This is a genomic window from Bifidobacterium ramosum (assembly GCF_009299505.1).
Lineage (GTDB): Bacteria > Actinomycetota > Actinomycetes > Actinomycetales > Bifidobacteriaceae > Bifidobacterium > Bifidobacterium ramosum.
This window is the reverse complement of the sequence record NZ_WBSM01000005.1, coordinates 80,171-100,972: the sequence shown is the minus strand read 5'-3', so window position 1 is coordinate 100,972 and position 20,802 is coordinate 80,171. Positions and strand designations below refer to the sequence as shown.

At 55.8% G+C, this 20,802-nt stretch carries 16 protein-coding genes; 8 read left to right on the top strand and 8 right to left on the bottom strand.

The features are described from left to right. Nucleotides 1–32: 32 nt before the first annotated feature. The 4 genes from DSM100688_RS12355 to DSM100688_RS05790 all read right to left on the bottom strand — a co-directional run bounded on the left by DSM100688_RS12355 (nucleotide 33) and on the right by DSM100688_RS05790 (nucleotide 4,269). On the bottom strand, nucleotides 33–1,595 hold the full coding sequence (locus DSM100688_RS12355) for a glycosyltransferase (protein WP_420837485.1): 1,563 nt from the start codon (nucleotides 1,593–1,595) through the stop codon (nucleotides 33–35). Continuing rightward, nucleotides 1,493–1,912 (bottom strand): transposase, encoded by a 420-nt coding sequence (locus tag DSM100688_RS12350; protein ID WP_420837484.1) that lies wholly within the window; start codon nucleotides 1,910–1,912, stop codon nucleotides 1,493–1,495. The genes DSM100688_RS12355 and DSM100688_RS12350 overlap by 103 nt, the downstream gene beginning before the upstream one ends. A 254-nt stretch (nucleotides 1,913–2,166) precedes the next feature. Then, on the bottom strand, nucleotides 2,167–2,832 hold the full coding sequence (locus DSM100688_RS05795) for a hypothetical protein (RefSeq protein WP_152358199.1): 666 nt from the start codon (nucleotides 2,830–2,832) through the stop codon (nucleotides 2,167–2,169). Between the two features lie 3 nt (nucleotides 2,833–2,835). Further along, entirely contained in the window at nucleotides 2,836–4,269 is a 1,434-nt protein-coding gene (locus DSM100688_RS05790) for an AAA family ATPase (RefSeq protein ID WP_163146892.1), read from the bottom strand. A gap of 747 nt (nucleotides 4,270–5,016) precedes the next feature. Between DSM100688_RS05790 and DSM100688_RS05785 the strand changes: the two genes are divergently transcribed. From DSM100688_RS05785 to DSM100688_RS05755, 7 genes are all read left to right on the top strand, one after another. Continuing rightward, complete coding sequence (locus tag DSM100688_RS05785) at nucleotides 5,017–6,186, top strand: ImmA/IrrE family metallo-endopeptidase (RefSeq protein ID WP_152358197.1); 1,170 nt, start codon at nucleotides 5,017–5,019, stop codon at nucleotides 6,184–6,186. After that, a complete protein-coding gene (locus DSM100688_RS05780; protein WP_152358196.1) occupies nucleotides 6,183–6,746 on the top strand; it encodes a DUF4411 family protein in 564 nt (187 codons plus the stop codon). The genes DSM100688_RS05785 and DSM100688_RS05780 overlap by 4 nt, the downstream gene beginning before the upstream one ends. Nucleotides 6,747–7,316: 570 nt before the next feature. After that, nucleotides 7,317–7,505: a MerR family transcriptional regulator gene (locus DSM100688_RS12345; protein WP_152358195.1), complete on the top strand. Its 189-nt coding sequence runs from the start codon at nucleotides 7,317–7,319 to the stop codon at nucleotides 7,503–7,505. Beyond that, nucleotides 7,451–7,936 (top strand): DUF433 domain-containing protein, encoded by a 486-nt coding sequence (locus tag DSM100688_RS05770; protein WP_205730649.1) that lies wholly within the window; start codon nucleotides 7,451–7,453, stop codon nucleotides 7,934–7,936. Before DSM100688_RS12345 ends, DSM100688_RS05770 begins: the two co-directional genes overlap by 55 nt. A 118-nt stretch (nucleotides 7,937–8,054) precedes the next feature. After that, nucleotides 8,055–9,485: an ATP-binding protein gene (locus DSM100688_RS05765; RefSeq protein WP_152358193.1), complete on the top strand. Its 1,431-nt coding sequence runs from the start codon at nucleotides 8,055–8,057 to the stop codon at nucleotides 9,483–9,485. Nucleotides 9,486–9,658: 173 nt separating this feature from the next. Further along, the gene (locus DSM100688_RS05760) at nucleotides 9,659–10,921 is read left to right on the top strand and encodes a Fic family protein (RefSeq protein WP_152358192.1); all 1,263 of its coding nucleotides are present in this window, start codon (nucleotides 9,659–9,661) and stop codon (nucleotides 10,919–10,921) included. Nucleotides 10,922–11,176: 255 nt separating this feature from the next. Next, on the top strand, nucleotides 11,177–11,863 hold the full coding sequence (locus DSM100688_RS05755) for an ATP-binding protein (RefSeq protein ID WP_240811841.1): 687 nt from the start codon (nucleotides 11,177–11,179) through the stop codon (nucleotides 11,861–11,863). A gap of 59 nt (nucleotides 11,864–11,922) precedes the next feature. Here the strand turns inward: DSM100688_RS05755 and DSM100688_RS05750 are convergent, their stop codons facing one another. Beyond that, nucleotides 11,923–13,236, bottom strand: coding sequence for an ATP-binding protein (locus tag DSM100688_RS05750; RefSeq protein WP_152358191.1), 1,314 nt, complete (start codon nucleotides 13,234–13,236; stop codon nucleotides 11,923–11,925). 620 nt (nucleotides 13,237–13,856) lie between these two features. Here DSM100688_RS05750 and DSM100688_RS05745 point away from each other — a divergent pair. After that, on the top strand, nucleotides 13,857–17,516 hold the full coding sequence (locus DSM100688_RS05745) for a carbohydrate binding domain-containing protein (RefSeq protein WP_239519384.1): 3,660 nt from the start codon (nucleotides 13,857–13,859) through the stop codon (nucleotides 17,514–17,516). Between the two features lie 113 nt (nucleotides 17,517–17,629). Here the strand turns inward: DSM100688_RS05745 and DSM100688_RS05740 are convergent, their stop codons facing one another. The 3 genes from DSM100688_RS05740 to DSM100688_RS05730 all read right to left on the bottom strand — a co-directional run bounded on the left by DSM100688_RS05740 (nucleotide 17,630) and on the right by DSM100688_RS05730 (nucleotide 20,643). Further along, complete coding sequence (locus tag DSM100688_RS05740) at nucleotides 17,630–18,943, bottom strand: hypothetical protein (RefSeq protein WP_152358189.1); 1,314 nt, start codon at nucleotides 18,941–18,943, stop codon at nucleotides 17,630–17,632. Nucleotides 18,944–19,423: 480 nt separating this feature from the next. Beyond that, nucleotides 19,424–19,858: a hypothetical protein gene (locus DSM100688_RS05735; protein ID WP_152358188.1), complete on the bottom strand. Its 435-nt coding sequence runs from the start codon at nucleotides 19,856–19,858 to the stop codon at nucleotides 19,424–19,426. Between the two features lie 263 nt (nucleotides 19,859–20,121). After that, nucleotides 20,122–20,643: a hypothetical protein gene (locus DSM100688_RS05730; RefSeq protein ID WP_152358187.1), complete on the bottom strand. Its 522-nt coding sequence runs from the start codon at nucleotides 20,641–20,643 to the stop codon at nucleotides 20,122–20,124. Nucleotides 20,644–20,802 lie beyond the last annotated feature (159 nt).

Below are 20,802 nucleotides of genomic sequence, written 5' to 3'. Positions count from 1 at the left end.
ACAAATGCAATGGACGTCCTGATACAAACGATTTATTGATTCGTTGTACGATCCTGGATGATGTAACGTGGTCGGTGTTTTGTCTCAAGGTAGATTTTGCCGATGTATTCGCCGATGACGCCGAGACTGAGCAATTGCACACCTGCGAGAAAACAGATGATGCTAGTAGTGGAGGCCCACCCGGATACGGTGTTGCCGGTCAGAGCCATGACGATTGCCCAGATCACGGCGATGAAGCTGATACCACTGACGAGGGCGCCGAATCCGGTGATGAGCCGGATGGGTTTGACGCTCAAGCTGGTGATGCCGTTGAACGCGAGGGCGAACATCTTCCTCAACGGGTAGTGGGATTTGCCCGCGATCCGTTCGTGGCGTTCATATTCGACTGTCGTGGAGGGAAATCCGACCATGGGGAACAGACCGCGCAGGAACAGGTTGACCTCGTGGTAGTCGGAGAACGCGTTGAGCACACGTTTGGAGGTGAGCCGGTAGTCGGCATGGTTGTAGACGACCTCAGCTCCGAGCGCGTTGAGAAGCTTGTAGAACGATTCGGCGGTGAATCGTTTGAAGAACGTGTCGGTCTTCCTGCTAGAGCGTACGCCGTAGACCACGTCGTATCCCTCGGCATGTTTGTTAACCATACGATCCATGGCATCGATGTCATCTTGTCCGTCGCAGTCGATGCTAATGGTGATGTCAGCCTTGTCCTTTGCCTCCATGAGGCCGGCGAAGACGGCGTTCTGGTGTCCACGGTTGCGTGACTGGCGGATGCCTTGGTAGTGGGGGTCTCGAGCGTTGAGCTCGTTGATGATCTGCCATGTGGAGTCGCTGCTGCCGTCGTCCACGAACAGGATACACGAGTCGTCACTGATGGCCCCGCGCGCGGCGAGCTGTCCGAGCTTGGCAAGGAAGAGCGGCGCCGTGCGTGGGAGCACCTGCTCTTCGTTAAAGCAGGGGATGACTATGAATAATCGGGGGGGGGTATTCGTCATTTTTGCTTCTTCCTTGTATCGCCCGAGATTTTGCGCACTTTGGTCTTCGCCCGTCTGTCTTTGTGGCGATGACCGGTTCGCTACTGTTACGGTCTCACCGAGTCGGGACATGTCCAAGTAGCGGCGCATCGACCACTCGCTGGAAGTGACGTAACGCACGCGTGCGCAGGCGGACATCAACGCGCTCCTGCCGTCCGGGAACGAGCCGACCACGCGCGTGCGATGCCGGATCTCGCGGTCCGACCGTTCGATCATGCTGTCCGTGCGGATGCGACGGCGGTGCTCTCTGGGATAGTCGTCGAGCAGGCAGATCATGGTCTCGCCGATGCCCTCCCTGAGACACCCGACAATCCCCTTGACGTCCATCTCATGGCCACGGACTCCGCCTTCTCCAAAGTGTTGTCCCTCGATCCCACGGAGAAACACGGCCTTCAGCGCGTCCGTTGTCCAGTCCCGGTTCCCGGAGATGACCCCGGCGAGCACGTTGTATTCGAAATGCACTATGCACCGCCGGTAGCGCGCGCCCCGGGCGGCAGTTCGCCCACCGCGGCCACCAGGCCCGCGCACCGGCCGCCCGTCACCAATCTCACGCCCCTGAGGCATCGTTCGATTATGCCGGTGACGAACCCGCGCCAGCTTTCCGCGTCCTCCTTCATGCCCTCGGCGACGACAAGCCTCCTCCTGCGGCCGTCGGCGCCGACGCCGATCGCGACCAGCACGCCCGCGTTCTCCACACTGCCGCCCCCGGCAGCACCTGTGCCACACGCCGTCCATGAAACACGTACGGGTGCGGGAGCGGCCGCTCCCGCCACGCATCGATGTCGGCGTACACCTTCCTGAGCTTGTCGGAGAGGATCTGCGAGGGCATGCGGTCGCCCCACAGCAACCGGCTGATTTCGTCGGTCTGAAGTGTCGGACATCGCGTTCAACGTCTCCCCGACGCTTTTCCGACCATCCGGTCGTCTCCAACATGGGCCGGTCGACCTGTGGAATCTGCCGTGACACGGTTCGTGTCCTGCTTTCCAATCGCGGTTTCCCTATGTTTGGCGATAGAAAATCGTACACAGGACACGGGCCATGCCTATCACATTAAGACCCGACCAAAGTGCGCAAAAATTCGGACGTTATCATCAAACATCTAAGATATACCAAACTTCATTGACCTTTTTAAATCCTATGAGTTTTTCCTTATAACGGATTGGAAGTGAGGGAGATAAAATTTTTGGAATGTATCCGCGGATACGATTTTCACAGCCAAGTACAATGTTTCCGCAAGTCCAATTTCACTCCGTAGTGTGAATTCTATAATGGATCGCTGCATATGAGCGAATACCGGATTCGCTGATGGGGATAAAGTGCGACTACCTATCATTCCGGGAATATGATCATTTCTTACAACGACAAGTACCGCGAATGTTCGTCGTAATGTCTCCAAATCAACTACTTTTTCCTTAACAAGCATTAATGCGGAATCATATAGCTTCTTTTCTATTTTTTTAGCTTCTTTTGACTTAATTGACAAAACATTTGTTTTTTGATCGCGACCAACAATATTTCCCCCTTTATATTCGACAAAGAAAAAACGATGATGGTTAACCGAACTTCGGCTTAACGCGTCACAAGATGAAGGAACGGCAATACCATGTCGATTAGCAAAGCATCTTGCATACTCATCAAAATCAACTTGTGAGATTGAATCTGAGACGACGGAACCGCCTCTTTGTTCATCTTCATGAATTGAATTATCTATAGATAACTCACTCACAGTACCTACTCCAGATTTTCCAAGAGTTTGCGCACTTATGAGTACATATGGAATACACTCATCAAGAGTCAACATTATTCATCCTACCAGACTATTGGCAATATCCTGTTCAATTTGAATAAAGGGTGCAGCCATATCCGTGAATATTCGTGCGATACCGCTTTCATCCTCCTGTTTAAATGAGATAGTCTCATCTTGCTGCATAACCGATGAATATACGACTGTTTGTTTGGTAAATTCATGCAAACGAGAGTAATCCACCAAGGCTTGTAAAAAGTAAGGACTGTGCGTAGCAATGAGAATGCGCACACCAAGCCGTTGCGCCACCGTCACAATAAAACGGGCATAGGAGATTTGCCAATGTGGATGAAGATGAATCTCTGGCTCATCAAGAATTAAAAAATCTCCCTCATGTAGTTTACCCTCCTCAAAGAGGTATCGAATAAGCATCATGGCTTTACTTCCCATCGAGGCATTTGCTAAATGTACGGGTTCCTTGACTGGAGCATCATCGGATAACACTGTGCTGTTCATTTCCCCGCGAATGATTTTTCCTGGATACGCTTGATTGAGTCTTTGCAATGCCACGTTGACATCCTGCTGCGTGAGAATCATATCAGCCACAGTCGAATCAGAATCAGCTTCCTGCTCTTCGGGGAAGGGATCCTTCATATGTTCATCCGCCAGATGTTGCCATGATAGACGCTCATATTCATACGAACCAAAAACATTCCGTCCACGAATGCCGGATCCCATAGCGCCGTGTCCAAATACATCGTCCGCGATGCGTGGATCATCTAATATAATCGCGCGTAACTGCCTGTCGAGACGAACCACCGCCTTCGCCTGCCCATTACGAGGAATAATGGCTTCTGCTATCGATCTGTCATGATTTAAGAGTTTGACATGCGCGTTCTCGGCACCAGTAATAAGATTTGTGACTTGTCCGTCAAACATACCGCGAAAAGTTGAAGAAATGAACTCGGAAGCAAAATCATCATCCTTTAACGCCAATAAACGCGCTATTCGTTCTCGTATTTCTGCAGTTTGTTGAATGTCATGTATTTTCCGTGTTAAATTACTTAAATCTTCTTCAGACCACTTCTCACGCGAAAAACGAGGCTGATTAGTGTCAATCCGGTATCTAGAAAAAACCTCAGAAATCTGTTCTAAAGACAAATTATCATTATTATCATGATAGATGGTGAAAAGAACATCAGTCAAATCGTCAGCAACACGCGAGGAGAGTCGATATAAATTGTCCCGATATGAAACATCGGCGGTAAGAAAAAGACGCAATCTATTACGAATCGAACGATGCATTTGCCGATGTTTTTCAGCCGGGAAATCACGGAACGAATCAATGAGCGCGAACAGAGATTTTCCCAAGGAACTTTTGCCGGTATTATTTGCCCCTACTAACACGGTAATACCGTCAAGCGCAACAGAAGCGTGATTGATTCTTCCAACTTGGTCAACTATCAAACGCATACGAATCAGCTCCATCTTCATTGTTACCAACGTGATCAAGTCTAAAGGCATAAACCGTGCTCAACAAAATTAGCGTGGAGCGCTTTGGACGGATTGGTTTATTCTGGGGCATCTGATAAGTGAACAACTAGTCCGATTTTACCTTCTTCGTCTCAGGACTTATGGGTCCTGAGTTCTAAATAGAGCCCCCCATCCTCAAAGAAACTGAACGAGAAAACAGGAAGAACAGGACGAACGGGACGGACGGCACCGCCTCAAACCGGATGAACGAGAGAAGAACATCGCGCTGAGGAGGGGGAAACAACAGCAGGGGGAAGCAGATGAGTTGGCTGCGGTATAGGCGTAGACACAGCAGCAAAATCAAGCTCAGCAGGTTTAGGCTCAGTAGGAATCATAGGATCAGACACAGGTGTCAGTTCCGCAGCGGTCTCAGTCAACCGTCAACAGTGTCGGTAGGGCAGGCTCCTTGACCCCATTTGCAGCGATGATATGTAGTTGGTTCTGTTCCGGGCGCGTGCGGCTATCGCAGCTGTACTCCCATCGCGGAGGCACAGCCCAGCGTCCCGGTCGGCAATAGGCGTGGGGACGTACAACAAGAGTGATGATACTGAAGTACTACGAGCTGTCTGTTGATTTCGTAGACCGTCATCGAAATCCAATCAATCAGATATCATGACAGCTACTGGATCCACCTGAGGGTGTGTATCGCCGCTCTGATCATGTGGTGGGTCTTTTGTTCGTGATGTGATATCGGAAGGGGGTGTGGCGATGGCGTCTATCATCGTGCATCCGGCCACGCTCCGGTGGGCCGTTAAGCAGAGTGGTGCTGATCCTGCGGCTGTGGCGCATAAGGATGGTCTGGCCGAATTTCCGCAGTGGTTGAACGAGACGGGCCCGTTGAATCTGTCTTTTACCAGGTTGTCCGCGATCGGTTCCGCGTTGCAGGTGCCGTTCGGCGCGCTGGTGCGTTCCGTGGTTCCCGAATCCCGTGAAGACGAGTTGATCCGGTATCGCACGATCGACAACCGCGGGGTCGAGGCGAGCCGGAACCTTCGGGATATGATCACAATCATGCGCAACCGTCAGGATTGGGCGCGCGATGAGATGATCGCGCAGGGATTCGGCGAGAATCTGTTGGTTGGTAGTGTGCCGTCCCACGCGACCGCGGGTGAACTGGCTGAGCGTATTCGTGAGGGACTGTCCTTGGATGCCGGTTGGTGTCGGCATAAGAGCAGTGACGATCGTTTCCGTTTCTTGCGTGGCAAGGCTTCTGATGCGGGTCTGATGGTGATGGTCGACTCCCGGGTGGGAACGTCCAACGCGCGCCGTTTGGATGTACGCGAGTTTCGCGCGTTCGTGCTGCTGGACGACGTGGTGCCTCTGATTTTCGTCAATCGCAATGATTCCTATGCGGCTATGCTGTTCTCCCTCTTGCACGAGATCGGCCATGTGCTGCTTGGCTCCGATGAGGTATACAACGACTCTTCCGTGGACGGCAGCAGCGGCATCGAACGCAAGATCAACCAGGCGGTCATTTTGACGGTCGTGGACGACGAGCAGGAGTTCCGTGCGTACTGGAGGAAGATGATTGCGGATGATGTTCGCGTACAGGATATTGCGGACAGCTGCGCAAAAAGGTACGGTCTGAGTGCTTTGGCATTGACGATTCACGCCCATAAGCTTGGTCTGGCCAGTGACGAGGACGTGAGGTTGGTCCGCGCCCTGAGCGAACGGCGTGTGACGGATATGGAGGCCGCCGGTTCCGGTGGCAATCAGAACCTGACGAACGCTTCCCATCTGGACACGAGGTTCGTACGCATGATCCGGGATGGTGTCGACCGGGGGAGCCTGTCCTATTCCGATGGCCTATCCCTGCTGGGCGTCAGGTCCATGCACGCCTATGACGGCCTGCTCAAGGCGAAAGGCTTGGATCAGTGAGCGATCTGTTTTTGCTGGACTCGAACATTTTCATCGAGTCCTACCGCACCCATCACCCGTTCGCCTACAAGGAGTTCCATCCATTCTGGCGGTGGCTGGAACGTATGGCGCGCAACGGCAAGATACAGCTGCTTGACACCGTGTTCAAGGAGATCGTCCAAAGGGACAGCAGCGGAAACCGTGACGAGCTGGCTGAATGGATATTCAACCTATTCGAGGACAAGCAGCTTTCGCACAAGACCGATGAAATCGGCGCGGCCTATACGCAAGTTCAGGATTACCTGGTCACCTGCGGACTCTACCGGCCGGTCTCGTACCGTCAATGGGAGCCGGAAACCAAGGCCGACACGTGGCTGATCGCCGCTGCAATGGTCGAGGACGCGATCGTCGTCACCAACGAGCAGGCCGTGCATCCCATGCCCAGCAGCCCGTTGAAAAAAGAACCCAAGATTCCCGACGTGGCCGACGCGATGGGCGTACGCACCATGAACTTACGTGAGTTCTACGACGCCAGTGGAGAACTCGTTTCGTTGCCTTACCCTATCCAGTCAACATTCTGAGGGCTGCGTTGCTGATGCTATTCCTATATGGAAATAGCGATATACGTAGATATGTTGACGCGCTGATCCAAGCGTTTTCATTGTGCATGTCGTGATGCGAACAGCCTCACAATTCTCAGATCGCATGCGGGGCGGTTGGAGCAATACTCCCGCAACGTCCGAGGCAAGTACGAGTCCGAGTTGAATTGGGATACGTGCTGGGCAATTCCTACAAGATCGCCCGGCGGCTCGTGGTGGACAGAGCACGACGGTAGTGGTTATGGTTATCGGTAGTATCCGAAATCGTGCGTGCTTCGATCTTCGCCAGTCCCGGTGGCGATGATTAGTTCGTTACAGGGACGGTCTCACCAGGTCGGAACATGCCGGGGTAGCGGCGTCGAACACCGATAACCCTGCAATACAGTAACGGTGCAGAACCGGAATAACCACTGCACCCACCCTCGGAATAGCATCGGGTGCTCAAGCCTCCGAATAATCACTGATAAGGCTGGATTGTCCCTATTCAACACGTTGATGTGCCAACTGTCATCAGTATGACTTACTCTGGATGAACCAGTTCAAGGAGGAATCATGCCATATCCTACGAAGATGGTGTCAGCCTTGACGGGTGTCTCGGCTCATCAGTTGCGCCGGTTGCGGTGTAAAGGTGTCATCGCGCCTTCTCGAGGCCGGGATGGCGAGTATCTGTACTCGTTCGATGATCTTTGGTATTGCGTATTTTTGCGAAATTACGCCCATATATTTCAGCTCAAAAAATAGATAAGGCATTTGCTAGTTTTCAAAAGCTAGTCAGTTCTGAAGGCCAAGATACATTGGGCGCACACCGGTTCGGCACAGACGGTGAGTCAATCTTCGTTGATGCGGCCGATTCGGCTGTGGATCTAGTCAAGCGTCCCGGTCAGGGTGCTGTGTTTACCTTCGATGAGATGATCGAGGAATTCGTTAATTGGCGTGGAGAGCGAGTGCCGAATCTGCTGCATCCGAGACAACATCTGGAAATCGATCCGGATCGTCTTGGCGGCTGGCCTACAGTGCGGGGTACGCGGATTCCTTTTGATACGATTGCGGTTCTGCGGTTGGATGATGACATGAGCATGGATGATATCCGTTATTACTATCCGTCCATAACGATTCAAGCCGTGGAAGATTCCGTCGATTTTAGCCGAACGATGCAAAGGCTTGCCGCGTGAGTCAGTATACCCAAGATGGGCCGATGTGGATCTGGCACCCGTAGTGATTATACCTTTTAGGTTCTTGTGGGTATCATACTTAAGAGTATGATACCCACAAGAACCATAGGGGGTGAGGATGTTCGTTGGTCGCGAGCGTGAACTGACGGCATTGGGTCGGATGTGGAAGCACGAAGACTTCCAGATGATGGTCATGTACGGCCGTCGTCGTATCGGCAAGACGGCACTGCTCGACGCGTTTTCGGAAGACAAACGCACGCTGTACTTCACTGCAAGGCAGCAGACCTCGCTTGCCAATCTGCGAGACTTCTCTCGCGTCATCTACGCATTCTTCGGCATGCCGGCGTCGTTGCCTTCCTTCTCGCTGTGGCAGGACGCCTTTGACTTCATCAAGGAACGTTTGGCTAAGACTTCGGGAGGACGCGTCCTGTTCGTCTTCGACGAATTCCCGTACGCGGCAGCATCCGAACCATCCTTGGCGTCGACGCTGCAGATTGCCATCGATCATCAGCTCGCCGGCACGAACATGATGATGGTGTTGTGCGGCAGCAACGAGGGATTCATGGAAAGCGAGGTCCTCGGCCGGAAAAGCCCCTTATACGGCAGAAGAACTGGGCAGATGCGTATAACTGCATTCGACGCGTTCGATACGGCGCTGATGCTGCCTAATGCGTCGCCTGTGGATGTCGTGCGGTATTACGCGACGTTTGGCGGCACCCCATACTATCTCAAGCAGATTCGTCCGGAACTGTCCTATGAGCAGAACGTCACCGAACTGCTCTTCGACATCAGCGGCCTGCTCTATGAGGAACCGTTGATGCTGATGCGGCAGGAGCTACGTGATCCCGCGGCATACAATTCCGTCATGAACGCCATCGGTGCCGGTGCGAATCGGCAGAACGACATCGCAAGTCGTGCCGGCCTGTCTGCGGCAAGTAGCGTGAGCAAATATCTTACGGTACTCGCCGATTTGGGATTAGTGGAACGGCGTGTGCCGTTCGGAGACGATTCCGCTCGTTCCCGCAAAGGTCTATGGACTATTCGTGACCCGTTCTTCGCGTTCTGGTACCGGTTCGTCAGTCCTCATTCACCCGAGGTGGAAAACGGGGACGGCGATCTTGCCGCACAGGCTGAGGTGTTCGGTCCTGCACTGGATACGTATGTCGGGCAGATTTTCGAGGACGTGTGCCGTCAATGGCTGATCAGAGCCAATCGTCGGGGTCTGTTGCCGTTTATGGCCTCGCGGTTCGGCAAATGGTGGGGCAACGACCCCAAGATGCGTCAGCAGACCGACATCGATGTGGTGGCGGCGAATCCAGAGTCCCGAACCGTGCTACTTGGGGAATGCAAATGGAAGGAATCTCTGAACGTCGCCCAAACCATTGAGACGTTGCGATCGAGGGCTAATCTTATCCCCGGATACGACCATCGCGCGTTTGCGCTGTTCCTGAAAACCGATGAGTTGGCCGAGATCGCGCGAAACCGCAATGAATCCGATACGGCTGCATACTCCATTCGCGAAATGTTCGATGCCGTACATACGCGATGAATGAATCTCGTAACAGATTTGTACCGAGGCGTGGCAGGTTATGAGGAAGTTCGTTGAATATGCTGTTGTGTTATTGTTATCGTTCTATGTATAGAATCTCTGTTTGACTTGTTTCGGCTTCTATTTTATAGTTTCTATAACTAAGATTGGCATTGTAGAAGCAGGTCTTGCTTATGGATATGAAATATAGAAGTTTGGCGAGGCTGTTTCACGCCGATAGATCGAATGATGCTTTCAATAACCACAACCAACGGGCATTGCAACGTCTTGAGGCGGACTCCACATTCCGGACCGGGATCATGACGCCGTTGGGGGAGCTGTTCGCGGCCACTCCGCGGGAAACGGCAACGTTGACGGAACGGGTGCTGCTTGCTGAACGGCGGGTATCCCGGCTATGGAACCAGATTCCCGGCGTCATGCGCTGGGACTACATACGGCATTCCATCAGTGAGGAACTGTTCGCCACCAATGAGATGGAAGGAGTGCGCAGCACTCGCAAGGAAACGCAGAATGCGGTGGCGGTGGCTGAACAAGCGAGGAAAGAAGGCGATGCCTCCAGAGCAAAATTCAGTGAATTTGCCAAACTCTATCTGAATCTTGCGGATGAGGACTCCTCATTGCCGATGAGTATTGTGGACATTCGCGACATCTACGACAAGGTCGTGCTTGATGAGATCGATGAGAACGACAAGCCTGACGGTGATCTGTTCAGGCGGCATGACGTGGAGATACAGGGTCCTCACGGCGTCGCGATCCACAATGGTGTCAGTGGTGAAAACGCCATCAGCGCGCTGCTCGCCGACATGATCCACCTTGCCTCATCCGATGAGATTCCGCGTCTGCAGGCTGCCATCATATCGCATTTCTTGTTCGAATACGTTCACCCATTCTACGACGGCAACGGCAGAACGGGCCGGTATCTGCTGGCTTTGTATCTGAATCGCGATCTGACCATGCCCACCGTACTGTCGCTGTCCCGTACCATCGCGGAGCACAAGGTCGCCTACTATAAGGCGTTTACTGAGGCAGAGGACAAGCTGAATTGCGGTGAGCTTACGTTCTTCGTGAACACCATTCTGGGATTCATTCAGCAGGCCCAGAATGAACTGATCGATGAGCTTGGCGTCAAGGTCGATCAGCTCAACAAAGGCGGTGCGGTCTGTGAGCGGCTTGCGGAACAGCATGACTTGTCCAGGAACGCACTTTCGCTGCTGTATGCCGTGGTTCAGGAGGAGCTGTTCGACTCGTTCAAATCCATGTCGCTGGCTGATGCCGCGTACCACCTCAGACTATCCAAGCAAAGCGCGAGAAAATACGTGGGTGAACTGCTGGACGCAGACCTTGTCGAGCAAAGCGGAAAACGTCCCTTGAAGATACGGGCATCGGTATCGTTGCGCAATATCCTCGTTTCAGGTACGACGGAAAACGCCGAATAATAGGGCTGACGGCGAGACACGTCGTATGAAAATAACTGTGTTACGCTTATCTTATTCTTGACACTCATAAATACGGAACTGTTAAGTAGTCTCATTCGACGAGTTTCCGTATGCTGCGGCCGGTGAGCCTGCATTGCCGTCCATATTGCAGATCGCTATAGATCATGGCTTTCTGAATACCAATGTAACGATGATACTGTCTGGCAGCAACGAAGGCTTCATGGAAAACGAAGTATTGGGGCGGAAGAGCCCGCCGTGTACTATTCCGTTCTGCAATCCATCGCATCAGGCAATACAACACCGAAACTGATCGCTGAGCAAGCTGGAGTGAAACCCGATGCGATCGGCAATTATCTGAAAACGCTGACCGGATTGAGACTTATCGAACGCAGCGTTCCGTTCGGAGACGATCTGAACAAGTCTCGTAAGGGATTGTATGCGATCATGGATCCGTTTTTCGCCTACTGGTTCCGTTTCGTCGGACGCAACATGGGGCTGCTTGAATCCAATATCAGCGAACAGGTGGCGCGCAGACTCGCATTCGGACCCGCGTTTGACACATATGTCGGTCAGCAGTTCGAAACCGTTTGCCGGCAATGGCTGATGCGGAGGAACGTTGCGGGGCAGCTGCCGTTCATCGCGACGCAGTTCGGCAAATGGTGGGGCAATGATCCGATCGCGCGTGAGCAGACCGACATCGATGTGATCGCCGCTGATCCGTTGGGCAAGCAGATAGTGCTGGGCGAATGCAAGTGGCGGAACGAGTTCAACGAAACGGAGGCCGTCGAACGCCTGCGCAGGCGCGCCGGACTGGTCCATGGATACGCGGCGGATGGTACCTGGTTCATGCTGTTCTCCAAGAATTCGGTGGGTGAGGGCACTCGGAGCCGGTACGCAAACGACGATCACATGACGTTGCTCTCAGCTGATGACTTGTACTGAGATGAGGGGTGTGTGGATTTTGGGCTGGCCGCTTGGCCGTCAAAAACATCCGCATCCCCTCACACAATACCGGCCATGTAGAGTGGCATATCTTTGATCGCGCCGTTATCTGAGTGATGGGTCGCGGAATATCGGTAGGCAAGTGGGTATTCGTATTTTTTCTGCGCATAGATGAGGGATTTTGCCTGCTTATGCCGTCCGGCCTTTACCTCGACCGGTATGACCTGGCCGTTCTGCTCGTACAGGAAGTCGAGTTCACCGCTGGAGTTTGCTGCTGACCAGTAGTAGGGGACTTGCCTTTGTTGTACGGTGAGCTGTTGACAGACGTATTGTTCTGTCAACGCCCCTTTGAATTCGCGGAACAGGGCGTCCCCGTCGAGCAATGTGCGGGCGTCCAACCCGCTCATGGCTCCGAGCAGGCCGACATCGAGACAGTAAAGTTTGAACGCGTTGCTATCCTCATATGCGGCCAGTGGGTTCAACGGAGTGCTCACTCTTTTGACTCGTAGGACGAGGGATGAATCCACAAGCCATTGGATGGCGATCTCGAAGTCTTTGCCGCGACCGCCCTCACGCACCGCCCCGTAAAGGAATTTGCTGTTCTCTCGAGCGAGTTGTGTGGGCAGTGAGTCCCACACTTGATTGAGACGTAACGTAGAGACGACTGGACGAGGCTGGGAGTCGGTGTGCTTGGAGAAATCATCGCGGTAGTCTTCGACCAAGGCTGCCTGTACTTGGCGTATTGCGTTGAAGTCAACGTTTGGAAACGCATCGGCGAATGTCGAGACGGCCTCAGGCATGCCGCCCGTGTACATGAAATACCGCAGCCATGTCATGAGCCGTTCATGCATGACGTCGATCAGTGCGAAGTCTTGGGATTCCAGCAGTTCAGCCAGCGAATCCTGCCCGCACGCGTATAGGAACTCGAGAAACGTCATCGGATAGAGCTTGAGTCGATCCACTTTACCCACGGGGAATGCTGAGCCGGGATGCATGGCGATGCCCAACGCCGATCCGGTGGCGAGTACGTCGTATTGCGGGGCGGTCTCGTTGAACATCTTCAATGCCGTCATCGCTCGAGGAATTTCCTGCACCTCGTCGAATATGATCAACGTGTCTTTCGGAGTGATCCGGGTGCCGGCTTCGATCGACAATGCCGGGATCAGCCTGTCCACGGACAGATTTCCTGCGAACACATCCATCATCACGGGATTGTCGAACATCGATATATACGCAACGTTGACATATTGCGTGCGACCGAACTCGTGTGCAAGCCACGTTTTACCCACCTGACGTGCGCCCTCAAGCAGCAGCGGCTTGTGTCGAGTGGCGTTCTTCCATGTGATCAGCCTGTCCATGAGGAAACGCTTCATTGCTTAATTCCTTTCGTAATCAGGCGGAGTTTTATGATATGAATCTACATAATCAGGTGGACTTTTGTATAGTCCATCCGCATAATCTGGTGCATTTTTAATGTTGGCCCTCACATAATCGGGGCATGTTCTTCTTTTGCATAGAAAACGTGTTCAAGGAATGTGTGGGCCGTGCCGCTGCTCCCGCGAATTGACAACGATCGCAAAAATGGGGTACCATGAGGCGCAAGGGTAAGCGAAGACGCTGAGGGGAGCGCTCCTCTCCGCACCGCCGGAATGAACTGGAGCCACAAGCAAACCGGAACACTAAGGCATTGCCCTCAACTTGACTCACCATCGCAAACGTTATCTATCAATCCTTCGGAAACGTGAATTGACAACAAGATTGTTGTTGAAAAATCAATGATTTCGCTGTGATCATCGGATGAGAACGTACGCATGACTTCACCATAATCACCGCACTCACATCATCGCACAAGCAAAGGAGCTGCATGTACACCGGATATCCATCGGACGCGGAAAGGGACGCATGTTCGCAAGAACTGTGCCGTGCCCATCGCAAATCCCCGTTTGCAAAGGTTAGCAAAAAGGCGGTTGTCTGGATCGCTGCAGCGGCCACATTGTTCGGCGGCCTGTCCATCGCCACCGTGTCGGCCAACGCCGACACCGGCGTGACCGACAGCTACGCCAACACCCGCGGCAACGCCGCATTCGAGGCCGCGCGCGAACAGTACGGCCTGACCGAATCCATGGATTCCGGCGCCATCCTGCACGCCTGGATGTGGTCGTTCGACACCATCAGGAAGAACATGGCAGCCATCGCCGAAGCCGGCTACACCTCCGTGCAGACCGAACCGATGAGCCACATCAAGGTCAACGAAGCCAACGGCAAGAAGTTCACCGAAAACTGGTACTACGTCTACCAGCCCATCAGCACCAGCATCGGCAACTTCGTCGTCGGCACTGAAGACGACCTCAAGGCGCTCACCGCCGAAGCGCACAAGTACGGCGTGCGCATCATCGTCGACGTGGTCGCCAACCACTTCACCTCCGACTGGAACGCCATCGACTCCAGCTGGAAGGACACCAGCCTGTTCCACTCGCGCTCCAACTGCTCCGGCACCAACGGCGACAATATCAACTATTCCAACCGCTGGCAGGTCACCCAATGCCATCTGCTCGGCCTGTGGGACATCAACACGCAGAACCAGGCCGCCGCGGACAAGATGAAGGACTTCCTCGTGCAGGCCGTCGCGGACGGCGTGGACGGCTTCCGCTTCGACGCCGCCAAGCACGTCGAACTGCCGGACGAGCTCGGCGAGCATTCGGTCTACTGGGACACGATTTTGCAGAACGGCGCACAATACCAGTACGGCGAGGTGCTGCAGGGCGATTCCAGCCTCAATTACAAGGGCTACGCCGACCTATTCACCAAGTACTCGTCGGACGGCGGCGGCAACACCGCATCCAGCTATGGCCAGACCGTGCGGTCGGCCATTCGCAACGGCAACCTGAGCGCCGGCACGCTCAGCAACCTCAGCAACGGCGGCGCGAAGAACGACCAGCTCGTCACCTGGGTCGAGTCGCACGATAACTACGCGAACGGCGACAAGGAATCCACATACCTCAACGACTACCAGCTCAAGATGGGCTGGGCGCTCGTCGCCTCCCGACAGGCCGGTGCGCCGCTGTACTTCAACCGCCCGGTCGGATCCGGCGGCTCGAACCCGCAGTTCGCGGAGCAGAGCCAGCTCGGCGACGCCGGCGACGACATGTGGAAGGATACATCCGTCGTCGCGGTCAACCACTTCCGCAACGCGATGGACGGCGAGGCCGAATACCTGCGCAACTGCAACGGCCAGAACTCCTGCCTCATGATCGAGCGCTACGTGGCCGACGGCAACGACGCGAACGACGGCGTCGTAATCGCCAACATGGGTGGCGACCAGAGCCTGGTCGGCTCGGCCACCACGCTGGACGACGGTACGTACAAGGATCAGGTCAACGGCGGCACCATCACCGTCGCGGGCGGCAAGATCACGGCCGGCACCGCCAAAGGCAACGCTGTGAGCGTCTACTACGACGCCGAAGGCAGCACCGCGAAGGTCTCCTCCGTCTCCGCCACCGCGTCCACGTCGTTCAGCACCGACTCCACCACCGTCACGCTGTATGCGAAGAACGTGAAGAACGCCAAGTACGCCACGTCCGAAGGCAAGTCCGGCACGTTCAAGGACGGCGACGCCATCGAGGTCGGCGGCTCCCTGAAGATCGGCGAGAAGGTCACCGTGACCGTCACCGCCACCAACACGGAAACCGGCGAGACGCTCACGAACACGTACACATACACGAAGACCGCAGTCGAGGCGCAGCATCTTGCCAGCCAATACCAGACCAAGACGAACGCCACGAAGAAGACCATCACGGTCGACGGCAAGACGAACGACTGGGACAGCTCGATGATCATCGCGCAGGACGCCGCCAACGACGACCCGCGCGTCTACCGTCCGAACTCGATGTACGAGGTCCCGATTGATCTGTACACGCTGTACGGCACGTACGACGACGACAACCTGTACCTCATGTGGGAGATGACCAACGTGCAGGACGTGGTCGCGCCCAACGACAACTATCCGCTGTCGCAAGGCACTTTGTTCAACACCATGAACGTCCCGTTCTTCTTCGCGTTCGACACCGGCGACAGTGCCACGCGCATCGGCAAGAGCGCACAGCTCACCACCGGCGGCACGTTGTGGGACAGCGGCATCACGTGGCAGAACAAGCTCAACAAGGTGCTCGCGATCTCCACGAACGGCGCGAACGGACCGTGGATCTACGGCGGCGACAACGACGGCCTGAACGCGAACGCGCAGTACGGCCCGGCGGCCAACGCGAAGACCGAGACCGAAAAGTCCGGCATCGTGTTCAAGTACGGGACCGGCATTCTGAGTTCCGAGGTCAACGGCATCGACGGCGCGTACGGTACCAACAACGGTCGCGTGCCCGGAGATATGAAGGCCGGTACGAACGCGAAGTGGGTCAACTTCAACGAGAAGGGCCACGATTCGAGCACGATGGACTTCCACTATGAGATGTCCATTCCGCTGAGCGAACTCGGCACCGACGCGGCGACGATCGCGAAGAGCGGCATCGGCGTGCAGCTCGTCGCCACGATGGGCAAGTCCGGCATGGACGCGCTGCCGTACGATCTCGCGGTGAACGACAACGCCGATCTCGACGACTCGGCCGGCTCGCAGGAGAACAACAGCTTCGAGAAGTCCGATCTCGACAACTTCACCGTGAACTTCGCGCGCATCGGCGGTTCGGATGATTCCGATGGCGGTTCCGGCGAAGGCGGTGGCTCCGGCGGCGAAGGCGGATCCGGCGAGAGCGGCGGCGAGAAGCCGGTGACGAACAACACGACCGTGTTCTACCCGAGTGCCGGTTTCGGCGCGGACTCCACATACCTGCACTACCGTGTGGGCGACGGCGCATGGACCACCGTTCCGGGCGTGAAGATGACCGCGGCCTGCGACGGCTGGGTTTCCTACACCATCAAGGAGGCGAAGGAGCAGACCGTCGAGTTCGTCGTGACCAACGGCTCCGGCAACTGGGACAACAACGGAGGCCGGAACTACCAGGCCTCCGGCGCGACCATCGTGCTCGAGAACGGACAGCTCGGTTCCGTAAGCCCCTGCGTGGCGGCCGTTGAGAGTATCGCGATCTCCGGCGACGGCGTAAAGGACGGCAAACTGACGCTGCAGACCGGCGAATCCGTGACGCTGCAGGCGACGGTGTCGCCCGACTCCGCGCAGGACACCGCCCGTGTCTCGTGGTCGTCCTCCGACTCGTCCGTCGCGTCGGTGATGGGCACCGGTGAAGTCACCGCCAAGTCCGCCGGTACGGTGACCATCACCGCCGAATCAGGCGGCGTGACGGCGTCGATCAAACTCACCGTGACCGAACCCGCGTCCAAATCGCCGATGACGGTGTACTACAAGCCGACCGCCGCATGGAAGACGGTCAAGATGTCGTACACCATCGGCACGAAGACCACCAACGGCGTGACGATGAAAGCCGCCTGCGACGGCTGGTACAGCGTCACCATACCCGACACCGGCGGCGCCAAGGTCAAGACCGCATTCACCAACGGATCCGATTGGGACGCCAACGGCTGGACCAACGGCAAGGGCAACGGATACTGGGGCACCGGCGACACGCTCGCCGTCGCCGCGGGGCAGGTCATCGCCGACGTCACGCCCAACTGCGTCGCTAAGGAATAGCCGGCGTACGGTGGCTGTGACTGACACGTCGTGAGTCATGCGGCTCCACTCTGACGGACATGCGGCCGATTGCGTTCTGTAATCGGCCGCATGTCCGTTGTTATAGTGATGTGTTACTCGTCTGCGACGGTACGTCGTGGTGCCGTGACCCAGATGAACAGGGGGAGCGCGTAGAACGCATAGCCTTCAAACTGGATGTACAGATACACCGTCAGCGCGAACCAGCAGACGACGGTCTTGGGCCAGCCGCAGCCGGCGGTGATATGACGCGCGAGCAGCACGAACAGCAGCACCAGCGCCAACACGCCGTATTCGGTCACGAAACTGGTGTACGCGCTCATCGTCCAGATCGTGTCCGGCGTCATTTGCGCGTACCATCCCGCCGCGCTGTCGGCCGGCAGATGCAGTGCCCGCAGCACATGCACGGCCACGGCGGCGCCGTCATGCGTGGCATCGGCGATGTTGCCGGCGCCATAACCGGTCAGCAGATAGATCGGATGCGTCAGCATGCCGCAGATCGGCCCCAGCGACTGCCAGATACGCGCGAAGAACGACCCGTCGCCATCCATGCCATTCGCGGCGATGCTGTTCAACCGGCTATTGAGCACGATGCTTAGCACGCCCAGTACCGCCGTGCCGCATAGCGCCAATACGCCATTGCGGCGGGAATCGGCAGCATGCCACCGCGTACGCTCCGCAATCACGACGATCAACGCGATCAGCGAATCCAGAATGATGCGCACACCGGCACCCATCAACACCGAGCCGGCGGCAAACGCAACGATCAGATCACGCAGGCGTCGCGCATAGATACTGTCACGCGACCGCATCAGCCACATCAGCGGCAACAGCACGCCGAACAGATGCATGCCGATATAGCTCGGCTCCGCGAACAGGAACTGCGGCCGGCCGCCGCCCCACGGCGACGATGCCGAAATATACGACCGGTACATCAAATGACTGAAATACGAGCGCACCGATCCCAGATCCAACCGCACACCCAGCCATTGCACCACGCCCACGCCGAACGCGAACCAGTACGCGAACAACAGCACGCGGATCATATCCGACCACGGCAGCCGCTTGATTCTGAGCGCAATATCCAGCGCAACCAGACATGCCAACGCGCCGATCACCGCGCACAGACTCGTCAAGGCCGGCACCGGATGCAGGGCGACGCTCGACCAACCCAGCGTCGAATACGCCACCAGCACCGCCGGGAAGACGAACCACATGCGGAAACGGCGATAGACGCTCGGCACGTCGCGCCAATTCAGCGCCGCGTACAGCAGAAACAGCCACGGTGAGATCGGCGTCCAGAACGGGGCGTACAGGCCGAGCGTGGTGCCGTCGACCGGCAGCATGAGCAGCGCGAGATAGAGGACGAGGTCGCTGCGGTCGGCGAGTGTGACGACATGCGTGCGCACGGGTGAGGGTGGTGCGGGGAAAGTACGGGGGAAATCTGACATCGTTGACGATGGTAGCGCACGAATATAACGTCGGGCGACGATGAGGTGAAGAGTGTGCGCAGATCCACGCTCGCCGGATGTTGCTGCGTTTTCTTTAACGGACATACAGCCGATTTGAGGGTGAAAATCGGCTGGATGTCCGTTGAGGTGGAGCCGTCTGACAGGGGAGGAAAGGAGGGCGGCAACAGTGAAGTGCGGTTTGTGTCAATCACCTCAACGGACATACGGCCGAAAGTGGGGGTGTGATCGGCTGTATGTCCGTTGAGGTGGAGCGGACGTGGCTAGGAAGGTGTGGGATGGAGAGTGAAGAACACTATCTCCATTACCAATAACGGACATACAGCCGATTTCAACCCGTAAATCGGCTGTATGTCCGTTGAGAGATGAAGGAGGGGCCGTGCGAGAGATGAGGAACCGTGCGACGGGCCTACAAATCGGTCAGGCGGCCTTCTTGCGGCCGCGACGCTTCATCGTGCCGGACTTGGCATTGTCCGCGTCGAAAATGACGGTCTTGTCATCGACATACGCGGTGCCGTTGACGGATTCGAACGCGACCTCGCCCTCCGGGGCCTCGCCGAACGTGAAGTACTGGCGGATCGCGTCGACCAGCGCGGCGTCCTTCAAGCTGATCGACGAGGTCTGCTTATCCTCGGACTTGCTGAACTTCACGGAGTTCTCGCCCTTGGCGGTGGCCGGAGTGAGTGCGATCTGCCGGGTCTTGTCGTTGATGAGCACCTTGACGTACGCCGGGTAGCCGAGTGCGGCGGCGGTGGCCTTGTTGAAGCGGACGAGCGAATCGGTGACGGTCATCATGGTTTTGCCGACCGGCTTGACCAGACGGACTTCCTCAAATCCCTGCAGCAAAGACGCCATATTCAGCTCCTTATTATTCATTAATTATCGGTTTATTTCATTTCTATTGTAACGGCATAATACAGTATGTATGCACATTATGAATACATAATTATTGCATGAAATATAGGCTGTTTTGTTGATATTGAATTGAGGTTATTGATGGGGTCATATATTGATTTTTCGGGGGCATAAAAAGATATAAAAATAGCTCGGAATCATGTGATCCCGAGCTATTTTTATCGTCAGATATTCAGTGCATACTGATTACCGTTCGCGATGATTCAGCGACGGCTGACCTTGCGCACGGAGAAGATGGCGACACCGGCGGCGGCGAGCAGAGCCACGGCGATGGCGTACGGAGCGATGGCGGCACCGGTGTTGGCGGTGGTGCCGGTCGTGCCGGACGGGTTGGTGGACGGAGCGCCGGTAGCCGGGGCGTTCACCGGCAGAGCGAAGGTGGTGCCGTTCTCGCCGGTGAAGGAAGCGGCGAGCTTGCCTTCCTGAGCCAGCTTCACGCCGGCGTCGGTCAGGGTGATCTTCAGGTTAGCGGAACCATCGGCGGCGGCGGTGAACGGACCCCAAGTCTTCTGAGCAATCTGCTCAACGTTGCTGACGTAGGTGTCGTCGAACGTCACGGTGAACTTCTCGTTCGGCTGGAACGTACCCGGGTTGATCGTCACGGTCGCGACGTTGCCGGACACGGTGACCGCACCGTAATCGACGGCCATGGCGGAGTTGGCGGCGAAGCCGAAACCGAACACGGCGGCGATGGTGGCCACGATGGCCATGATCTTCTTCTTCATGAGTTGCCTCCTAAGCATGTATCGCACAGACCCTACTGCCAGCCTGCGCACAACCCACACTCTACACCCCCTCCTGATCTCGGAAGGGGGTGAATGGGGGTGGTGAGAACGGGGGTGTGACAATGAGGTCGCATCATGTGACAACGATCGCGCATGGAC